This is a genomic window from Pseudooceanicola onchidii (assembly GCF_004959925.1).
Classification (GTDB): domain Bacteria; phylum Pseudomonadota; class Alphaproteobacteria; order Rhodobacterales; family Rhodobacteraceae; genus Pseudooceanicola; species Pseudooceanicola onchidii.
Genome location: NZ_SPUW01000002.1, coordinates 295,894 through 312,688 on the forward strand (window position 1 = coordinate 295,894; position 16,795 = coordinate 312,688).

The window sequence follows — 16,795 nt, forward strand, 5'->3', positions numbered from 1 at the left end:
ACGCAACACCCCAATCCGGTGGTCTATAGTTGCCGCAACAAGAGGAGTCGTGACATGACGAACTACGTCGACCGCGCCGGTCTTCAGGTGGCCGAGGTTCTGGCAGATCTGGTGGAAACCCGCGTCCTGCCCGGGCTGGACATCGAAGCCGAGGCCTTCTGGGCCGGGTATGCCGCCATGCTGGCGGACCTGGTGCCCGAGAACCTGCGCCTGCTGAACGTGCGGGATGAATTGCAGGCCAAGATCGACGCATGGCTGACGGATCGCAAGGGTCAGCCCTGGGACGCCGCCGCCTATCGCGCGTTCCTGGAAGAGATCGGGTACCTCGTCCCCGAGGGACCGGAGTTCCAGATCGGCACCGAAAACGTCGATCCCGAAATCGCGACGATCGCGGGGCCGCAGCTGGTCGTGCCGGTGATGAACGCGCGGTTTGCGCTGAACGCCGCGAACGCCCGTTGGGGGTCGCTCTATGATGCGCTCTACGGCACCGACGCGCTGCCCGGCGCGCCCGAGGGCAAGGGGTATGACCCCAAGCGCGGCGCGCAGGCTGTGGCCTGGGCCGCTGAATTCCTGGACGGGGCCGTGCCGCTGGATGGCGCGTCGCACAAGGATGTCACGGCCTATGTCCGCGACGGGGCCAAGCTGTTGGCGATGGTCGGGGATACCGCCCATGACTTTGCCGACCCCGACGCCTTCGTCGGCTATACCGAAGACGGCGATACCGGCACCTTCATGCTGCGCCACAATGGGCTGCACATCGAGCTTGTGATCGACCCGTCGCACCCGGTCGGCGCGGCCTCGCCCTCCGGTCTGCGCGATGTTCAGCTGGAATCGGCTCTGACTGCGATCCAGGACTGCGAGGATTCAGTCGCCGCCGTCGACGCCGCCGACAAGGCCGAGGTCTATGGCAACTGGCTGGGCCTGATGACGGGTGACCTGTCGGAAACCTTCGACAAGGGCGGTCAGCAGATGACCCGCACCCTGAACCCCGACAAGGTGCTGACCGCGCCCGACGGGTCCGAGGTCACGCTGCCCGGTCGCGCGCTTTTGCTGGTGCGCAACGTCGGCCACCTGATGACCACCGACGCCGTGCTGTTCGAGGGCGAAGAAACCCCCGAGGGGATGCTGGACGCGCTGATCACCGGCGCCGCCGCGATGCACGATCTGAACAAGACCGACGGCCCGCGCAATTCGCGTGCCGGGTCGGTCTATGTGGTCAAGCCCAAGATGCACGGCCCCGAAGAGGTCGCCTTTGCCGATCGCATGTACGCCACGGTCGAGGCGATCCTTGGCCTGCCGCTGAACACCGTGAAGCTGGGCGTGATGGACGAAGAGCGCCGCACCTCGGCCAACCTGCGCGAATGCATGCGGGCGGTGAAGGACCGGCTGGTGTTCATCAACACCGGGTTCCTTGACCGGACGGGCGACGAAATCCACACCTCGATGCAGATGGGGCCGTTCATTCCCAAAGGCGAAATGGCCGGATCGCTGTGGCTGTCGGCCTATGAGAACGGCAATGTCGACGCGGGCCTGGCGCTTGAATTGCGCGGGCGCGGCCAGATCGGCAAAGGCATGTGGGCCAAGCCCGACATGATGGCCGAGATGCTGCAGGCCAAGACGAACCACCCCATGGCCGGTGCGAACACCGCCTGGGTGCCGTCACCCACGGCCGCGACGCTGCACGCGACGCATTATCATCAGATCAGTGTCTCGGATCGGCAGGATGAGCTGACCAAGCGCGACCGCGCCTCGCTTGACGATCTGTTGACGCCGCCGGTGCTTGGCGGGCGCAACCTGACCGAAGACGAGGTCCGCCGTGACCTCGACAACAACTGCCAGGGGATCCTGGGCTACGTGGTGCGTTGGGTCGATCAGGGTGTCGGCTGTTCCAAGGTGCCCGACATCAACGACGTCGGCCTGATGGAAGACCGCGCGACGCTGCGGATTTCGTCCCAATACTTGGCGAACTGGCTGGAACACGGGTTGATCACCGAGGCAGAGGTCGACGCCGCCCTGATGCGGATGGCCGCCAAGGTCGATGCCCAGAACGCGGGCGATCCGGCCTATACCTCGCTGGTCGAGAACCCCGATGGCCCGGCCTTCCAGGCGGCGCGCGACCTGATCTTCCAAGGGGTCAGCCAGCCCTCGGGCTACACGGAACCGTTGCTGCATGCATGGCGGCGCAAGGCAAAGGAGATGCAGGCATGATGACGCTGCAGACACTCGATCTGGCGGACGCACAGCAAATGCTGGCGGCTTCCAAGGCCAAGGCCGAAGAGATCGGGGTGCCCATGTGCATCGCGATCACCGACACCAGCGGCAACCTGATCGCGTTCGAACGGATGGATGGCGGCAAGGTGACCTCGATCACCATCGCCATCGACAAGAGCTTCACCGCCTCGGGGGCCAAGAAGGCGACGCATGAATATGGCGACGCCAGCCAGCCGGGCAAACCGGCCTATGGCATCGCGGCGGCCATTGGCGGTCGGCTGATGGTGGTGGGCGGCGGTCTGCCGGTCATGGTCAATGGCCAATGCGTTGGCGGCATCGGCGTGTCCTCGGGCACGCCGGATCAGGATCGTGAAGTGGCGCAGGCCGGGCTTCACGCGATCACGGGGCACTGAAGGCCCGCAAGAGGCACCGACCCGCGTGACAGAGACTATCGGGCTGCAGATCACTGCGGCCCGTTTTTCGTGTCACGCGATGGACCGGGGCACGGCGTCGGGCTATGACAGGCCATGCTGACCCTTGATCATATCGTCGTCGCCGCGCCCTCGCTTGCCGAAGGGGTGGCCCATGTTCGCGACCTGACCGGGCTGGACATGCCCAAGGGCGGCGAACATCCCCACATGGGCACGCACAACCACCTGCTGCGGCTGGGGTCCGACACGTTTCTGGAAGTGATTGCGGTCAATCCCGACGCGCCCGCGCCGGACCGCCCGCGCTGGTTCGGGCTGGATGCACCGGTGCCGCAGCCCCGGCTGGCGCATTGGGTGGTGCGCTGCGATGACATGGCCAAGGCACGCGCCCTTTTGCCCGACACCCTGGGGCCGGCCCTGTCGCTGACCCGTGGGTCGCTGAACTGGCTGCTGACGGTGCCGGACGACGGGCAGCTGCCGATGGACGGCGCGCTGCCCAGCCTGCTTGAGTGGCAGGCCGATCCGTTGCCGCCGACGCAGATGGCGGGGGCCGACGCCGATCTGACGGCGTTCACCATCACCCATCCGCAGGCCGACATGATCCACGAGACACTGGCCCCGCACCTGGACGACCCGCGCATCACCTATCGCACCGGACCCCTGGCGCTTGAGGCGCGGATCACCGTGGACGGGCGCGAGGTCATCCTCCGCTAGGACACTCCAACCGCCCCGGAAGCCCCCGAAAATCGCGCCGCGTCGGTTTCGATCGCCACTCCGCCGCGACTGCAACTTGCGCTCGGGGGCGCTCTCGTGCAGCAAACGTATCCAGATCACGCCGCGTTGCGGCATCCCCAGACCCGTCCAAGGTATCGTCCGCCCATGAAGAAATATTGCCTTACCGTCGCCTGCCCCACCTCTCGCGGGATCGTGGCTGCCATCGCCACCTTCCTGTCCGACCGAGGGTGCAACATCGTCGACAGCTCGCAGTTCGACGACCTGGAAACCGGGCAGTTCTTCATGCGGATCTCGTTCCTGTCGGAAAAGGGCGAAGACCTTGCCGGCCTCGAAGACGCCTTTGCCAAGGTCGCCGGGACCTTCGACATGACCTTCGGCTTCCACGACGAAGAGGTGAAGATGAAGGTCGTGATCATGGTGTCGCGCTTTGGTCACTGCCTGAACGACCTGCTCTATCGCTGGCGCATCGGCGCGCTGCCGATCGACATCGTGGCGGTGATCTCGAACCACATGGATTACCAGAAGGTCGTCGTGAACCACGACATCCCCTTCCACTGCATCAAGGTCACGCCTGCCAACAAGCCGCAGGCCGAGGCGCAGATCATGCAGGTGGTCGAGGACACCGGCGCGGAACTGGTCGTGCTGGCCCGCTACATGCAGATCCTGAGCGATGACATGTGCCAGAAGATGTCCGGCCGGATCATCAACATCCACCATTCCTTCCTGCCGTCCTTCAAGGGGGCCAACCCCTACAAGCAGGCGTTTGAACGGGGTGTGAAGCTGATCGGCGCGACCTCGCACTACGTCACCGCCGACCTCGACGAGGGGCCGATCATCGAACAGGACACCGTGCGCGTGACCCATGCGCAATCGGCCGAGGACTACGTGTCCCTTGGCCGCGACGTCGAAGCATCCGTGCTGGCCCGCGCGATCCACGCCCATGCGCACCGCCGCGCGTTCCTGAACGGCAACAAGACAGTCGTGTTCCCGGCGTCGCCGGGGGCTTATGCGTCGGAACGGATGGGCTGAGCCAAAACAGTCTCTGTTTCGGCGGAATTGAGAAGACCGGGGCGGGCAGGGATGCCGCGCCCCGTTCCATTATCCGATGCTGGCACAAGAAAAGGGCCCGGCAACGGCCGGGCCCAGTGAAATCGAGGGTAAATCTTCGGTTCTGGGTTCAACCCGCCCTTACTGGACGGTTTCCGTGGTTTCCAGGGCCTTCGCCTCGACCGTTTCACCCTTCGCGTTGGTGATGGCGATCCGGCGGGGCTTCAGGGCCTCGGGAACCTCGCGCACCAGGTCGATGTGCAGCATGCCGTCGGCATGGGTCGCCCCGGTCACCTTCACGTGGTCCGCCAGCTGGAAGCGGCGTTCGAAGGCGCGAGTCGCGATGCCGCGGTGCAGGTAGGTGCGCTTGTCTTCTTCGGCCTTCTTGGCCGACACGATCAGGGCATGGTCCTTCACCTCGATCGCCAGTTCTTCGTCGGTGAACCCGGCGACGGCAACGGTGATGCGATAGCTGTCCTGGTCAAGCTTTTCGATGTTGTAGGGGGGGTAGGTCGGCGCGGTGCCGTCCGTGCTCAACACCCGGTCCATCATGTCGGCGAGCTGGTCGAAGCCGACGGTTGCACGGTAGAGCGGAGCAAGATCAAAGTTACGCATGGGTCATCCTCTTTGAGCGATAACAACAGGTTGTGCCTTCCCGACGGGGACAGGCGGGGATACAGGGCCCGGAATGGCGCCCTGACCCAGCAGATCTGGGAAGCGTCCGTGTCGTTTTCAAGAGGGGTGGCGGTCAGCCGCCGGGGCGTACGAATTTTGCGCCGATCCCGGGGCGGGATGGCGTGACGCTTTTGCCGATGGTGATGCGTGGGGCGGGGCCTGCGGCAAGGGGCGTGCCGCCGCCGTGCAGGTCGGCCATCAGCGCTTCGATCCCCGTCAGGCCGGTCCCGAGAGACACCTGTTCGCCCGCGACCTCGGCCTTGGCCGACACCACCGACACGATGCGGGGAATGCCGCCCTGCATCGAGAAGACCGGCGCGCCGGAAGATCCGAAGTCGACGTCGCAGGACATCACCAGAACGCCTTCTTGCGTGGTGATGACGCCGCACATCTCTTGCAGGCTGGGGGCTTCGGGGCGGTCATGGGCATAGGACACCACGGCCAGCGGATCGCCGGGGTAGGGCTGATGCGCCAGCGCGAAGGGCACGACCGTGGTGCTGCGCACCGGCTGGTACAGTTCAAGCAGGGCAATGTCGTTGCGCACCCGGTCCGAGGTGACGGGGGCGTTGAAGTCATAGCCCTTGGGGATCACGGCGCGGCGCACGTCCCGATAGGCCGAGGCCCGGCCATTGCGCCACCCGGCGAGGAATTCGATGCGCGAGGGATCGAAGCGGTCGCCCCGGTGTTTGTCGAACAGGCAATGCGCGGCGGTCAGCACGATGGTTTCGCTGATCAGCGCCCCGGTGCAGAACCCGCGCCCGTCCAGATCCAGCCGTCCGACGGCCTCCCATCCCTTGCCGTCTTCGCCGGTGTTGAGCATCCGCAGGTCCCCGTCCTGCGCAAGCGCCGCGCGGGTCAGGGACAGGACAAGGGTCAGGATCAGGGCAAGGCCCGGGATCAGTCGATACATCGTCATCCGCCAGCATGTATGGTTTCCCAAACCTTAGCGGCGGGATGGGGCGGAATTAGGGCCGTGGATCAGGTTTTCGACAGGCTGGGCGGTTTCGGTCCGCCGGTCGCCCAATCCAGCAGTTCGACCGTGTGGACCACCGGCACGCCGATGCCCGAGCCGATCTGCATCATGCAGCCGATGTTCCCGGCCGAGATCACGTCGGGCCGGATCGCCTCGAGCGTCCTGACCTTCCGGTCCTTCAGCTTGGCCGAGATTTCGGGCTGCATCAGGTTGTAAGTCCCGGCAGAACCGCAGCAGAGGTGAGGATCGGACGGCGTGGCGACCTCGAACCCGGCGCGGGTCAGCAGATCCTTGGGGGTTTCGCGGATCTTCTGGCCGTGTTGCAGCGAACAGGCCGAATGATAGCCGACGCGCAGCGGTTCGGGTGCCTTGGCCTCGATCGCCAGGTCGGCCAGCACCTCGGTGATATCCTTGGCGATGGCGGACACGCGGGCGGCGTCGGCGGCCAGCGGGTCGTTGCGGAACATGTGGCCGTAATCCTTGACCGTGGTGCCGCAGCCGCTCGTGTTGATGACGATGGCGTCCAGCCCCTCGCCGTCCATCTCGCGCGTCCAGGCGCGGATGTTGTTGGCGGCGGATCCGTGGGCGAGGTCTTCTTTCCCCATGTGGTGGGTCAGCGATCCGCAGCAGCCTTCGCCCTTGGGGATCACGACCTCGACCCCGAGCCGGGTCAGCAGGCGGATGGTGGCGTCGTTGATGTCGGTGTTCAGCGCCTTCTGCGCGCAACCGGTCATCAGCGCGACGCGCTTGATCTTTTGCCCCTCGACCCTTTGGCCTTTCGCCGCGTGGGTCTGCGGGCTGTCGTTCAGCGACGGCGTGGGCAGGCGACGCGGGGCCATGCCGATCATCGCGCGCAGGCGCTTGTCGGGCATCAGCCGGGCAAAGGGCCGGGCGAGGCCGGCAGCAAACAACGCCAGCCTGAACCGCGTGGGATAGGGAATGATCCGGGCCAGGATCCAGCGCAGGGCGCGGTCATCCCAACGGCGTTTGTAATTCTTGTCGATATAGGCGCGGGCATGGTCGACGAGGTGCATGTAATGCACGCCCGACGGGCAGGTCGTCATGCAGGCAAGGCAGGACAGGCAGCGATCCACGTGCTTGACGGTCTTTTCGTCCGGCACACGTTCGTTTTCCAGCATGTCCTTGATCAGGTAGATGCGGCCGCGCGGGCTGTCCAATTCGTCGCCCAGAACCTGGTAGGTCGGGCAGGTCGCGGTGCAGAAGCCGCAGTGCACACAGGCGCGCAGGATTTCGTTCGCGCGGGCGGTGCCGGGGTCTTTCAACTGATCGGGCGTGAATTCGGTGCGCATCAGGACAGGGTCTTCGTCACGAGGAAGCCTGCGACCGGCGCCAGGGTGGCCAGGGCTCCGGTCAGGGCGGGGACGGGGGTGAGGTCGGGCATTCGGCGCATCAGCATCTGGGCGACAAGCGCGGCAAAGCCGATCCAGCCGATCCACAGCATGGCGAGCGCGATGTAGGTCCGGGCCGAGATCGCATCGCTGTCGGTCGGCAGAAGCCGCAGGATCCCGATGCCCGCGATGGCCAGCAGCACCACGCCTGGGCCGAGCATGGGCAGGAAGGCGCGGTTCGCCTCGCCCCGGACAAGCAGGGCGTAAAGGCCGAGGCCCACGAGGGTGACCAGAACGAGAGACAGGATCATCATGACAAGGCGGGTCCCATGAGGCCGGGGTTCAGGATGCCCCGGGGGTCGAATTTCTGTCGCAGTCCCGCGGCGATCTTTTCCAGCGGTGCGGGCTGCGGATGGAAGGTCGCAATCTTCGCGCGGGTGGCATCATTCGCCCGGATCAGGGTCGCATGTCCGGCGTGGCGGGTGACCTCGGCCCGGATCGCAGAGCCGCCGGCATCGCCGGTGTCGGGCACCCGAAGCCAGAGCAGCCCGCCGCTCCAGTCCGCGATGACATCGGCGGTGATGCCCTGCGCGGTCAGTGCGTCGACCAGAGGCGCGGCGGAGGTCGGGCGGGTCGAAACCTTCCAGACCGCGCCGGCCTTGTCGGCAAAAGGCGTCACATCGCGCAGCTCGCGCCACAGCGCGGCGCTTTCCGCCCCCTCGACCACCGTATCGGCGCCCAGCAGATCCGCCAGTTTCTCGGCCCGGTAGGCGGTGCTGCCCGCCATGCCCTCGACCCTAATCCGCCGTTCCGACTGGCCATTCACATCCGCCAGCCAGGCCGCGCCCGACACGTCGAACGGCGTGCCCATGGCGCGGGTCAGGTCGGTGATCGCCGCGCCCATGTCCTGGCCACGCAGGATCAGGGTGCGCTCGGCCTCGGGGATGGCCTGCACCTTGAGGCTCACCTCGGTCAGCACGCCAAGGGTGCCGTGGCTGCCCGCCATCAGCTTGACCAGGTCATAGCCGGTCACGTTCTTCATCACGCGGCCGCCGTTTTTCACGACCTCGCCGCTGCCGGTAACCATGCGGATGCCCAGCATGTGATCGCGCGCCGCCCCGACCTGAAGCCGACGCGGACCCGAGATATTGGCAGCCGCCACGCCGCCGATGGTCGGCTCGCCCTCGATCCCCAGAAGTGCGCGGTGGTCCATCGGCTCAAACGCCAGTCTTTGACCCTTTTCGCCCAGAATAGTGTCGATTTCCGCCAGCGGCGTGCCTGCGCCTGCGACAAGTGTCAGCGCGCCGGGTTCATAGAGGCGGATGCCGTGCAGGCCGGTCGTCTCGACGACCTCGCCCGCGCCGGTCAGGCCACGGGTGCCGCCGCCACGAATGGCCAGCGGCGCATTGGCGCCACGGATCAGGTCGGCCAGCGCGGCCTCGGTCTCGGGTCGTGCCATGATCTACCCCCGCCGCGTTTCGCTGGTGGCCAGCGGAAAGACCTTGGCCGGGTTCAGCAGCCACTTGGGGTCAAACACATCCTTCACCGCCATCTGCAGTTCCAGATCGGAAGGATCATATTGATGGGTCATCAGATCCCGCTTTTCCACGCCGACGCCGTGTTCGCCCGACAGGCAGCCGCCGACATCGACACAAAGCTTGAGGATCTCGGCCCCCATGGCTTCGCAGGTTTCCAGATCGCCGTCCTTGTTGGCGTCGAACAGGATCAGTGGATGCAGGTTGCCGTCACCCGCGTGAAAGACATTGGCGACCTTCAGGCCATACTGGTCCGACAGCTCTCCCATCCGCTTGAGCACCTCTGGCAGTTCGCTGATCGGGATCGTGCCGTCGAGGCAGATGTAGTCGTTGATCTGCCCCATGGCGCCAAAGGCGGATTTTCGGCCCAGCCAGATCCGCGCGCTTTCATCCGCAGACCGGCTTTCGCGGATCTCGACCGGGTTGTGACGCTGCGCGATGGCGGTGATGACCGACAGCTGTTCGTCGATCTCGGCGGGCGATCCTTCGACCTCGACGATAAGCAGCGCCTCGCAATCGGGGTAACCAGCCCCGGCAAAGGCCTCGGTCGCCTCGATACAAGGTCGATCCATGAACTCGATGGCGACGGGCAGAACACCGGCCTCGATGATGTCGCGCACACAGGCGCCGGCGACCTCGTTGCTGTCAAAGCCCATGAGGACCGGCCGCGCACCTTCAGGTTTCGGCAGGATGCGCAGGGTGGCTTCGGTCACGACGCCAAGCTGCCCTTCGGACCCGCAGATCAGCCCCAGCAGATCCAGCCCGCCCGCGTCCAGATAGGGGCCGCCGACCTCGATGACCTCGCCGTCCATCATGACCATGGTGACGCCCAGCAGGTTGTTCGTTGTCACACCGTATTTCAGGCAATGCGCGCCGCCGGAATTCATCGCGATGTTGCCGGCAATGGCACAGGCCAGCTGCGACGACGGATCGGGGGCGTAGAAGAACCCGTCGGCCTCGACCTCTCCGGTCACGCGCAGGTTGGTGATGCCGGTCTGCACGCGGATGAAACGGTCGTCGTAGTTCCGTTCCAGCACCGCGTTCATCCGCGCCACGCCAAGGATCACGCAATCCGCCGTGGGCAGCGCGCCGCCCGCCAGCGAGGTGCCCGATCCGCGCGGCACGACCGGCACGCCGAACTGGTGGCACAGGCGCAGGACGTCCGACACCTCATCCGTGGTCGCGGGCAGCACGGCCAGCATCGGCGGACAGCGATAGGCGGTCAGCGCGTCGCATTCATAAGCGCGGGTTTCGGCGGGGTCGGAAATCACGGCATCCGCGGGCAGGACCTTGCGCAGCGCGGCGGCAAGCGCCTCTTTCTGCGACAGGGCGCCGGGATCTGGCTGTGGCATCTGCATGGCGGACCTCCCGTTCCGGATGTTTTCCTAGCGCCGATCATGGCCGATTGGCAAGCGGCGGGGGGATGGGCTAAGGGGGCGCATGACCTGGATGGACCGCCTTTCGCTCTTCACCCCGCTGGACCTTTGCGCCGTGGCCCTGATCTATGCCACCTGGCTGCTGGCGGGTTGGCGGATCGAAAACCCCGGGTCGAAACGCCCGTCGGTGTCGATCCTGATGGCGGAATACCGGCGCGAATGGATGCGCCAGATGGTGACGCGGCAGCCCCGGATCTTCGACAGCCAGACGCTGGCGACCCTGCGCGAAAGCACGTCGTTCTTCGCCTCGGCCACGATGATCGCGATCGGTGGCGTGCTGGCGGCCATCGCCAATGGGGAACGGCTGATGGGGCTGGCGAACCAGATCACGCTGGAATCCGATCCCGCCATCGTGTGGGAGATCAAGATGCTGGTCGTCCTGACCTTCCTGATCAACGCCTTCCTGAAATTCGTCTGGTCCAACCGGCTGTTCGGTTATTGCGGCGTGCTGATGGCCGCCGTGCCGAACGACCCCAAGGACCCCGCCGCGCTGCCCCGCGCAGCCAAGGCCGCGACGATCAACATCACCGCCGCACGCAGCTTCAACCGCGGCCTGCGGTCGATCTATTTCGCCATGGGCGCGGCGGCCTGGCTGCTGGGCGCGGGCGCACTGATCGCGGCGTCGCTTCTGGTCTTCGCCGTGCTTTGGCGGCGCGAATTCACGTCGCAATCGCGGGCGGCGCTGCTGGATCCGTCGGACCGCACGTCAGTGTGATGGCCCGCGACTTCCATTGCGCGCGGCGCGGCGTATAACCGCTGCATGATCCGCGCCGCCGTCCTGTCCCTGATGCTCACAACCCCTGCCGCCCTTGCCGGGGCGCCCGAAATCGTGGGCGCCACCGCCGAACGATCCGGCATGGGATGGAAGATCAGCGTCACCCTGATGCACGGCGACGAAAGCTGGGAAAACTTCGCCGACGGGTGGGAGGTGCTGGACATGGCCGGCAACCGGCTTGGTTTTCGCGAACTGATGCATCCGCACACGCCCGACAGGCCCTTCACGCGCTCTCTGCCCTCGGTGATGATCCCCGACGGGACACGCAAGGTGCAGATCCGCGCGCGCTGCAAAGCCGACGGTTGGGGCGACCAGGTCTACCTTCTCAAGCTGAAATAGGCGCGACCGCCTGCTTCCCCTGGTTCGCGTATCCTCGGGGGTGAATGGCGCCCGCAGGGCGTCAGAGGGGGCAGACAGCCCCCTGTCCCCGCCTACCTTTGTGCGGTCCGCCAGGTCGGATTGATCCAGGGTTCGGCATTGTCGGCGGGCAGGGGTGTCTTGCCTAGGATGTGATCCGCCGCCTTTTCGCCCACCATGATCGACGGCGCGTTGAGGTTGCCGTTGGGGATCAGCGGAAAGACCGAACTGTCCGCCAGGCGAAGCCCGTCGACGCCGATCACCCGGGCCTCTGGATCGACCACCGCCAAGGGATCGTCGCGCCGCCCCATGCGGGCCGTGCCGCAGGGGTGGTAGGCCGATTCGACATGTTCGCGGATGAACCCGTTCAGCTCGTCATCGGTCTGGACATCGGCGCCCGGCTGGATCTCGTGCTTGTAGTAGGGGGCAAAGGCCTCCTGGGCAAAGATCTCGCGCGTCAGGCGGATGCACTTGCGGAAATCCGACCAGTCCTTCTCGTGGCTCATGTAGTTGAAGCGGATCACCGGGTCGTCCTTGGGATCCGCAGACCGCAGGGTGACGGACCCGCGCGACGGGCTGCGCATCGGGCCGGTGTGCGCCTGGAAGCCGTGGCCTTCGGGCGTGGCCTGGCCGTCGTAGCGGATGGCGATCGGCAGGAAATGGTACTGGATGTCGGGGTATTCCACGCCCGCCTCGGACCGGATGAAGCCCGCGCTTTCGAACTGGTTCGACGCGCCGGGGCCGGTTTTCGTCAACAGCCAGCGGGCACCGACATAGGCCTTGCCCAGCAGATTCCAGTAGGAATAGAGACTGATCGGCTGCGACGCAGCGGCCTGGATGTAAAGCTCCAGGTGGTCTTGCAGGTTCTGGCCCACACCGGCACGGTCGGCGACGACCTCGATCCCGTGCTCGGCCAGGTGCGCACCGGGTCCGATCCCCGACAGCATCAGCAGCTTGGGCGAATTGAGCGAGGACGCGGCGAGGATGACCTCGACCTCCGCGCGGATCACCTCGACCTTGCCGCCACGTTCAATTTCAACGCCGACGGCACGGCCGTTTTCGATCACCACACGGCGGGCCAGGGCGCGGATCAGGTCGCAATTCGCCCGTTTCAGAGCCGGTTTCAGATAGGCCGAGGCCGCGGACCAGCGGCGGCCTTTCCAGACGGTCATGTCGAAGGGGCCGAAGCCTTCCTGCTGCTGACCGTTGTAATCACCGGTGACCGGATAACCCGCCTGCCGCCCGGCCTCGACAAAGGCGCGTGTCAGGGGGTTGCGGCGCGGGCCGCGCGTGACGTGCAGCGGGCCGCTCTTGCCGCGCCAGTCCGGGTCGCCGCCGTGGCCGCCGTCGTGCCAGTGTTCCAACCGCTTGTAATAGGGCAGCACGTCGGCATAGCCCCAGCCCTCGGCCCCCATGTCGCGCCAGGTGTCGAAATCGCGGGCATGGCCGCGCACGTAGATCATCCCGTTGATCGAGGACGACCCGCCGATGACCTTGCCGCGCGGGGTGACCAGCCGCCGACCGCCCAGGTGCGGTTCCGGTTCGGTCTGATAGCCCCAGTCATAGCGCTTCATGTTCATCGGGTAGGACAGCGCGCCGGGCATCTGGATGAACGGACCCGCATCGGTACCGCCGTGTTCGATCACCAGCACCCGCTTGCCCGCTTCGGCGAGGCGATAGGCCATGGCGCAGCCCGCGCTGCCCGCGCCGACGATGACGTAGTCGGCCTGCATCAGAACGGTGCCTCCACGTCGCCCATGCGGACATAGACGGTTTTCAGCTGGCTGTAGTGTTCGATCGCCGCCTTCGAATTCTCACGCCCCACGCCCGAGGCCTTCACCCCGCCAAAGGGCGCTTCGACCGGCGCGTCGTTGTAGGAATTGATGAAGCAGGTCCCGGCCTCGAGCCGCGCGATCACGCGGTGTGCGCGCGCAAGGTCGCGGGTGAAGACGCCGGCCGACAGGCCGAATTCGGTGTCGTTGGCGCGGGCGATCACCTCTTCCTCGTCCTCAAAATCGAGGACCGACAGCACGGGGCCAAAGATCTCTTCCCGGGCGATGGTCATGTCGTCGGTCACATCGGCAAAGACCGTCGGTTCGATATAGAACCCGTTGCCATCGATCCGCTTGCCGCCGGTGACAAGGGTCGCGCCCTCGGACTGGCCCTTTTCGATGTAGCCCATGACGATATCCAGCTGACGTTCGCTGACCATCGGGCCGAACGACGTCGCCTCGTTCAGCGGGTCGCCGATCACGGCGTTGGCCAGCCGGTCCTTCATTCGGTCAAGGAACTGCTGCTTGATCGCCTTGTGCACGAAGACACGGGTGCCGTTGGAACAGACCTGCCCCGTTGAATAGAAGTTGCCGTTGATCGCGCCGCCAACCGCATTGTCGATATCGGCGTCGTCAAAGATGATCAGGGGGGACTTGCCGCCCAGCTCCATCGTGACGTGCTTCATGTGGCTCGCCGCGGCGGAATAGACCCGCTTTCCGGTCGGAACTGACCCGGTCAGCGACACCTTGGCGACGCGCGGATCGGTGACCAGCTGCGCGCCGGTTTCGCCCATGCCCTGCACCACGTTGAAGACGCCCGCAGGCGCGCCGGCTTCGATCATGATCTCGGCGATCTTGAGCGCGCAGAGCGGCGTGGTTTCGGACGGTTTGAAGACCATGGTGTTGCCGCAGGCCAGCGCGGGCGCGGCCTTCCAGCAGGCGATCTGGGTGGGATAGTTCCAAGCCCCGATGCCGACGCAGACGCCAAGCGCCTCGCGCACCGTATAGACCCAGTCCTCACCAAGCGGGATGTGTTCGCCGGTCAGCGTGCCCGCCAGACCGCCGAAATATTCCAGCGCATCGGCGGCCGAGGTCGCGTCGGCGACCAGCGTTTCCTGCAGCGGTTTGCCGGTATCATAAGTCTCTAATACGGACAGATCGTGATTGCGTTCGCGGATGATCTGCGCCGCGCGGGTCAGGATCCGGCCCCGGTCGCGCGGGGTCAGCGCGGCCCAGGCTGGCTGCGCGGCCTTGGCGGCGGCGAGCGCCTGATCGACGATCGACGGGGTGCCTGCATGGACCCGGGCGATTTCGGCACCGGTCGCCGGATAGATCACCGGGATCGCGTCACCGGCGGTGTCTTCGACGTACTGACCGTTGATGAAATGGCTGGCGGTCGGCTGGGTGGCATAGGGCATCTTATTCTCCGCGCGGGAAGCGTTGGTTTTCCTCGACGACGTTCAGGTCCATGTGGTTGCGCATGTACCGGTCGGAGGCTTTCTGGAGCGGCTGGTAATCCCAGGGATAGTAGGCGCCGTTGCGCAGCGCCTCGTAGACGATCCAGCGGCGGGCCTGGCTGCGGCGGACCTCATCGTCAAAACGTTCAAGGTTCCAGCGGGCGTCGGCCTCGGCCTGGAACCGCGCCAGCGTGTCGGCATGGGCCGGGTCATCGGCAAGGTTCGTCAGTTCGTGCGGATCGGCGGCCAGATCGAACAGCTGATCGGGGTCCAGCGTGCAGCGGTTGTACTTGTATCGACCCTGAACAAGGGAAACCATGGGGGCATAGGAGGCCTCGGCCGCGTATTCCATGCGCACGGGCGTTTCGCGGCTGACACCGTTTGCGTAGGGCACGAGCGATTCACCGGCGGTCCAGGGGGCAACCTCCTCCATCGAGATGCCGGCCAGATCGCAAAGCGTCGGGCAGACGTCGATGTTGGACACCGGATCCGTGACCAGACCGGGCGTGATCCCCTGGCCCGAGATCATCATCGGAACGCGCGACGACCCTTCATAGAAGGTCATCTTGAACCACAGCCCGCGCTCGCCCAGCATGTCGCCGTGGTCCGACACAAACAGGATCGTGGCTTCCTGCCTCGTGCGGTCGAGCACATCCAGGATCTCTCCGACCTTCTGGTCGAGGTAAGAGATGTTGGCGAAATAGGCACGGCGCGAGCGGCGGATGTCTTCGCGCGTGATGTCGAAGGACCGCCAGTCGTTGGCGTCGAAGATCCGTTTGGAATGGTTGTCCTGTTCGTCGTAGGGGATCGCGCCGATCTCGGGCTCAAGATGTTCGCAATCTTCGTAGAGGTCCCAGAATTCCTTGCGGGCGACATAGGGATCGTGCGGGTGGGTGAAGCTGACGGTCAGGCACCAGGGGCGGTCGTCGTGGCCGCGCGCCAGATCGTACAGCTTGCGGGTCGCGTTATAGGCGACCTCGTCATCGTACTCCATCTGGTTCGAGATCTCGGCGACCCCGGCCCCGGTGACCGACCCCATGTTGTGATACCACCAGTCGATGCGTTCACCCGGCTTGCGATAGTCCGGGGTCCAGCCGAAATCGGCCGGGTAGATGTCGGTGGTCAGCCGTTCCTCGAACCCGTGCATCTGGTCGGGGCCGACGAAATGCATCTTGCCCGACAGGCAGGTCTGGTATCCCGCGCGGCGCAGGTGGTGGGCATAGGTCGGCAGGTCCGACGGAAATTCGGCGGCGTTGTCATAGACCCCGGTGACCGACGGCAACTGGCCCGACATGAAGGACGCACGACCCGGCGCACAAAGCGGCGAGGCGGTGTAACAGTGACTAAACCGGGCGGATTTCGCGGCCAGTTTCTTCATGTTGGGGGCGTGTAGCCAGTCAGCCGGGCCATCGGGGAACAGCGTCCCGTTCAACTGGTCGACCATGATGATGAGGATATTTGGCTTGGTCACGATACGGCCTTCAGTTCGGAGTCGAGGGTGGCAAGGACATGGTCGGCGGCGTTCTGGCCGGTCATGTCATGGGGGTTCACGGCAAAGCGCAGGTAGATGCCGTCGATCAGGCCGCCCAGCCGTTCGGCAATGGCGGGGGCGCGGTCGTGGACCAGCGGGCGCAGATCGGCGGTCAGGTTGGATTGCAGCCGACGGTGATAGACCGACAGCAGGCGCCGCGCCTCGTCCGAGGTCTGGGCCAGGACGTAAAAGTTCAGCCAGGCGGCGACGGTATCGGCGCGGAAGTTCGACGGGCTGAAGCTGGCCCGGATCACGCCGCGCAGGCGATCGGTGTGCGAATCAGCGGCGGCCAGTGCGCCGCGCACCTCGGCCCCGTAGATCGTCAGCACGTACCGCATGGCCGCGAGGAACAGCCGTTCCTTGTCGCCGAAATAGTGAAACGCCAGGGCCGACGACACGCCGGCCCGCTTTGCAATCTGCCCTACGGTCACGTTCAGGGTGCCGGTTGCGCCGATTTCGTGGATCGTCGCTTCGACAAGCTGCTGCTTTCTTTCGGCAGTGGTGGCCATGACCG

At 65.7% G+C, this 16,795-nt stretch carries 16 protein-coding genes; 6 read left to right on the forward strand and 10 right to left on the reverse strand.

Going from position 1 to position 16,795, the window contains the following annotated elements; translation table 11 throughout:
- Positions 1-54 precede the first annotated feature (54 nt).
- The 4 genes from E4S58_RS09350 (at position 55) to purU (ending at position 4,403) form a co-directional block, all read left to right on the forward strand.
- Positions 55-2,208, forward strand: a complete 2,154-nt coding sequence (locus E4S58_RS09350) for a malate synthase G (protein WP_136636145.1) — start codon at positions 55-57, stop codon at positions 2,206-2,208.
- The gene (locus tag E4S58_RS09355) at positions 2,205-2,624 is read left to right on the forward strand and encodes a GlcG/HbpS family heme-binding protein (protein ID WP_136636146.1); all 420 of its coding nucleotides are present in this window, start codon (positions 2,205-2,207) and stop codon (positions 2,622-2,624) included. The genes E4S58_RS09350 and E4S58_RS09355 overlap by 4 nt, the downstream gene beginning before the upstream one ends.
- 114 nt (positions 2,625-2,738) lie before the next feature.
- A complete protein-coding gene (locus tag E4S58_RS09360; protein ID WP_136636147.1) occupies positions 2,739-3,353 on the forward strand; it encodes a VOC family protein in 615 nt (204 codons plus the stop codon).
- Positions 3,354-3,518: 165 nt separating this feature from the next.
- Positions 3,519-4,403, forward strand: coding sequence for a formyltetrahydrofolate deformylase (gene purU, locus E4S58_RS09365; protein ID WP_136636148.1), 885 nt, complete (start codon positions 3,519-3,521; stop codon positions 4,401-4,403).
- Positions 4,404-4,562: 159 nt separating this feature from the next.
- On the opposite strand, the gene E4S58_RS09370 is transcribed toward purU, so the two are convergent.
- The 6 genes from E4S58_RS09370 to E4S58_RS09395 form a co-directional block, all read right to left on the reverse strand.
- Positions 4,563-5,036, reverse strand: a complete 474-nt coding sequence (locus E4S58_RS09370) for an Hsp20 family protein (protein WP_136636149.1) — start codon at positions 5,034-5,036, stop codon at positions 4,563-4,565.
- Positions 5,037-5,169: 133 nt separating this feature from the next.
- Complete coding sequence (locus E4S58_RS09375; protein ID WP_136636150.1) at positions 5,170-6,006, reverse strand: trypsin-like serine peptidase; 837 nt, start codon at positions 6,004-6,006, stop codon at positions 5,170-5,172.
- 68 nt (positions 6,007-6,074) lie between these two features.
- Positions 6,075-7,379 (reverse strand): glycolate oxidase subunit GlcF, encoded by a 1,305-nt coding sequence (glcF, locus tag E4S58_RS09380; RefSeq protein WP_136636151.1) that lies wholly within the window; start codon positions 7,377-7,379, stop codon positions 6,075-6,077.
- Positions 7,379-7,729 carry a hypothetical protein gene (locus tag E4S58_RS09385; RefSeq protein ID WP_136636152.1) on the reverse strand — a complete coding sequence of 117 codons (351 nt, stop codon included), beginning with the start codon at positions 7,727-7,729 and terminating at the stop codon, positions 7,379-7,381. Before E4S58_RS09385 ends, glcF begins: the two co-directional genes overlap by 1 nt.
- Positions 7,729-8,877, reverse strand: a complete 1,149-nt coding sequence (locus E4S58_RS09390) for an FAD-binding protein (protein WP_136636153.1) — start codon at positions 8,875-8,877, stop codon at positions 7,729-7,731. The genes E4S58_RS09385 and E4S58_RS09390 overlap by 1 nt, the downstream gene beginning before the upstream one ends.
- 3 nt (positions 8,878-8,880) lie before the next feature.
- The gene (locus E4S58_RS09395; RefSeq protein WP_136636154.1) at positions 8,881-10,311 is read right to left on the reverse strand and encodes an FAD-linked oxidase C-terminal domain-containing protein; all 1,431 of its coding nucleotides are present in this window, start codon (positions 10,309-10,311) and stop codon (positions 8,881-8,883) included.
- A gap of 82 nt (positions 10,312-10,393) precedes the next feature.
- Here E4S58_RS09395 and E4S58_RS09400 point away from each other — a divergent pair, with 82 nt between their 5' ends.
- Together E4S58_RS09400 and E4S58_RS09405 are read left to right on the forward strand one after the other, a co-directional pair.
- Entirely contained in the window at positions 10,394-11,104 is a 711-nt protein-coding gene (locus E4S58_RS09400) for a DUF599 domain-containing protein (protein ID WP_136636155.1), read from the forward strand.
- Between the two features lie 45 nt (positions 11,105-11,149).
- The gene (locus E4S58_RS09405) at positions 11,150-11,503 is read left to right on the forward strand and encodes a hypothetical protein (protein ID WP_136636156.1); all 354 of its coding nucleotides are present in this window, start codon (positions 11,150-11,152) and stop codon (positions 11,501-11,503) included.
- Between the two features lie 92 nt (positions 11,504-11,595).
- Here the strand turns inward: E4S58_RS09405 and betA are convergent, their stop codons facing one another.
- The 4 genes from betA to betI are packed head-to-tail and all read right to left on the reverse strand — an operon-like array spanning position 11,596 to position 16,790.
- Entirely contained in the window at positions 11,596-13,254 is a 1,659-nt protein-coding gene (gene betA / locus E4S58_RS09410; RefSeq protein WP_136636157.1) for a choline dehydrogenase, read from the reverse strand.
- Complete coding sequence (betB, locus tag E4S58_RS09415; protein ID WP_136636158.1) at positions 13,254-14,711, reverse strand: betaine-aldehyde dehydrogenase; 1,458 nt, start codon at positions 14,709-14,711, stop codon at positions 13,254-13,256. The genes betA and betB overlap by 1 nt, the downstream gene beginning before the upstream one ends.
- A 1-nt stretch (position 14,712) precedes the next feature.
- On the reverse strand, positions 14,713-16,221 hold the full coding sequence (gene betC, locus E4S58_RS09420) for a choline-sulfatase (protein ID WP_136636159.1): 1,509 nt from the start codon (positions 16,219-16,221) through the stop codon (positions 14,713-14,715).
- On the reverse strand, positions 16,218-16,790 hold the full coding sequence (gene betI, locus E4S58_RS09425) for a transcriptional regulator BetI (RefSeq protein WP_136636160.1): 573 nt from the start codon (positions 16,788-16,790) through the stop codon (positions 16,218-16,220). The genes betC and betI overlap by 4 nt, the downstream gene beginning before the upstream one ends.
- Between the last annotated feature and the right edge of the window lie 5 nt (positions 16,791-16,795).

What these genes read in the sequence shown, in the direction of transcription:
- E4S58_RS09350 (WP_136636145.1), top strand. Translation starts at nt 55, where the DNA reads ATGACGAACTACGTCGACCGCGCCGGTCTTCAGGTGGCCGAGGTTCTG.
- E4S58_RS09355 (WP_136636146.1), top strand. Translation starts at nt 2,205, where the DNA reads ATGATGACGCTGCAGACACTCGATCTGGCGGACGCACAGCAAATGCTG.
- E4S58_RS09360 (WP_136636147.1), top strand. Translation starts at nt 2,739, where the DNA reads ATGCTGACCCTTGATCATATCGTCGTCGCCGCGCCCTCGCTTGCCGAA.
- purU (WP_136636148.1), top strand. Translation starts at nt 3,519, where the DNA reads ATGAAGAAATATTGCCTTACCGTCGCCTGCCCCACCTCTCGCGGGATC.
- E4S58_RS09370 (WP_136636149.1), bottom strand. Translation starts at nt 5,036, where the DNA reads ATGCGTAACTTTGATCTTGCTCCGCTCTACCGTGCAACCGTCGGCTTC.
- E4S58_RS09375 (WP_136636150.1), bottom strand. Translation starts at nt 6,006, where the DNA reads ATGTATCGACTGATCCCGGGCCTTGCCCTGATCCTGACCCTTGTCCTG.
- glcF (WP_136636151.1), bottom strand. Translation starts at nt 7,379, where the DNA reads ATGCGCACCGAATTCACGCCCGATCAGTTGAAAGACCCCGGCACCGCC.
- E4S58_RS09385 (WP_136636152.1), bottom strand. Translation starts at nt 7,729, where the DNA reads ATGATCCTGTCTCTCGTTCTGGTCACCCTCGTGGGCCTCGGCCTTTAC.
- E4S58_RS09390 (WP_136636153.1), bottom strand. Translation starts at nt 8,877, where the DNA reads ATGGCACGACCCGAGACCGAGGCCGCGCTGGCCGACCTGATCCGTGGC.
- E4S58_RS09395 (WP_136636154.1), bottom strand. Translation starts at nt 10,311, where the DNA reads ATGCAGATGCCACAGCCAGATCCCGGCGCCCTGTCGCAGAAAGAGGCG.
- E4S58_RS09400 (WP_136636155.1), top strand. Translation starts at nt 10,394, where the DNA reads ATGACCTGGATGGACCGCCTTTCGCTCTTCACCCCGCTGGACCTTTGC.
- E4S58_RS09405 (WP_136636156.1), top strand. Translation starts at nt 11,150, where the DNA reads ATGATCCGCGCCGCCGTCCTGTCCCTGATGCTCACAACCCCTGCCGCC.
- betA (WP_136636157.1), bottom strand. Translation starts at nt 13,254, where the DNA reads ATGCAGGCCGACTACGTCATCGTCGGCGCGGGCAGCGCGGGCTGCGCC.
- betB (WP_136636158.1), bottom strand. Translation starts at nt 14,711, where the DNA reads ATGCCCTATGCCACCCAGCCGACCGCCAGCCATTTCATCAACGGTCAG.
- betI (WP_136636160.1), bottom strand. Translation starts at nt 16,790, where the DNA reads ATGGCCACCACTGCCGAAAGAAAGCAGCAGCTTGTCGAAGCGACGATC.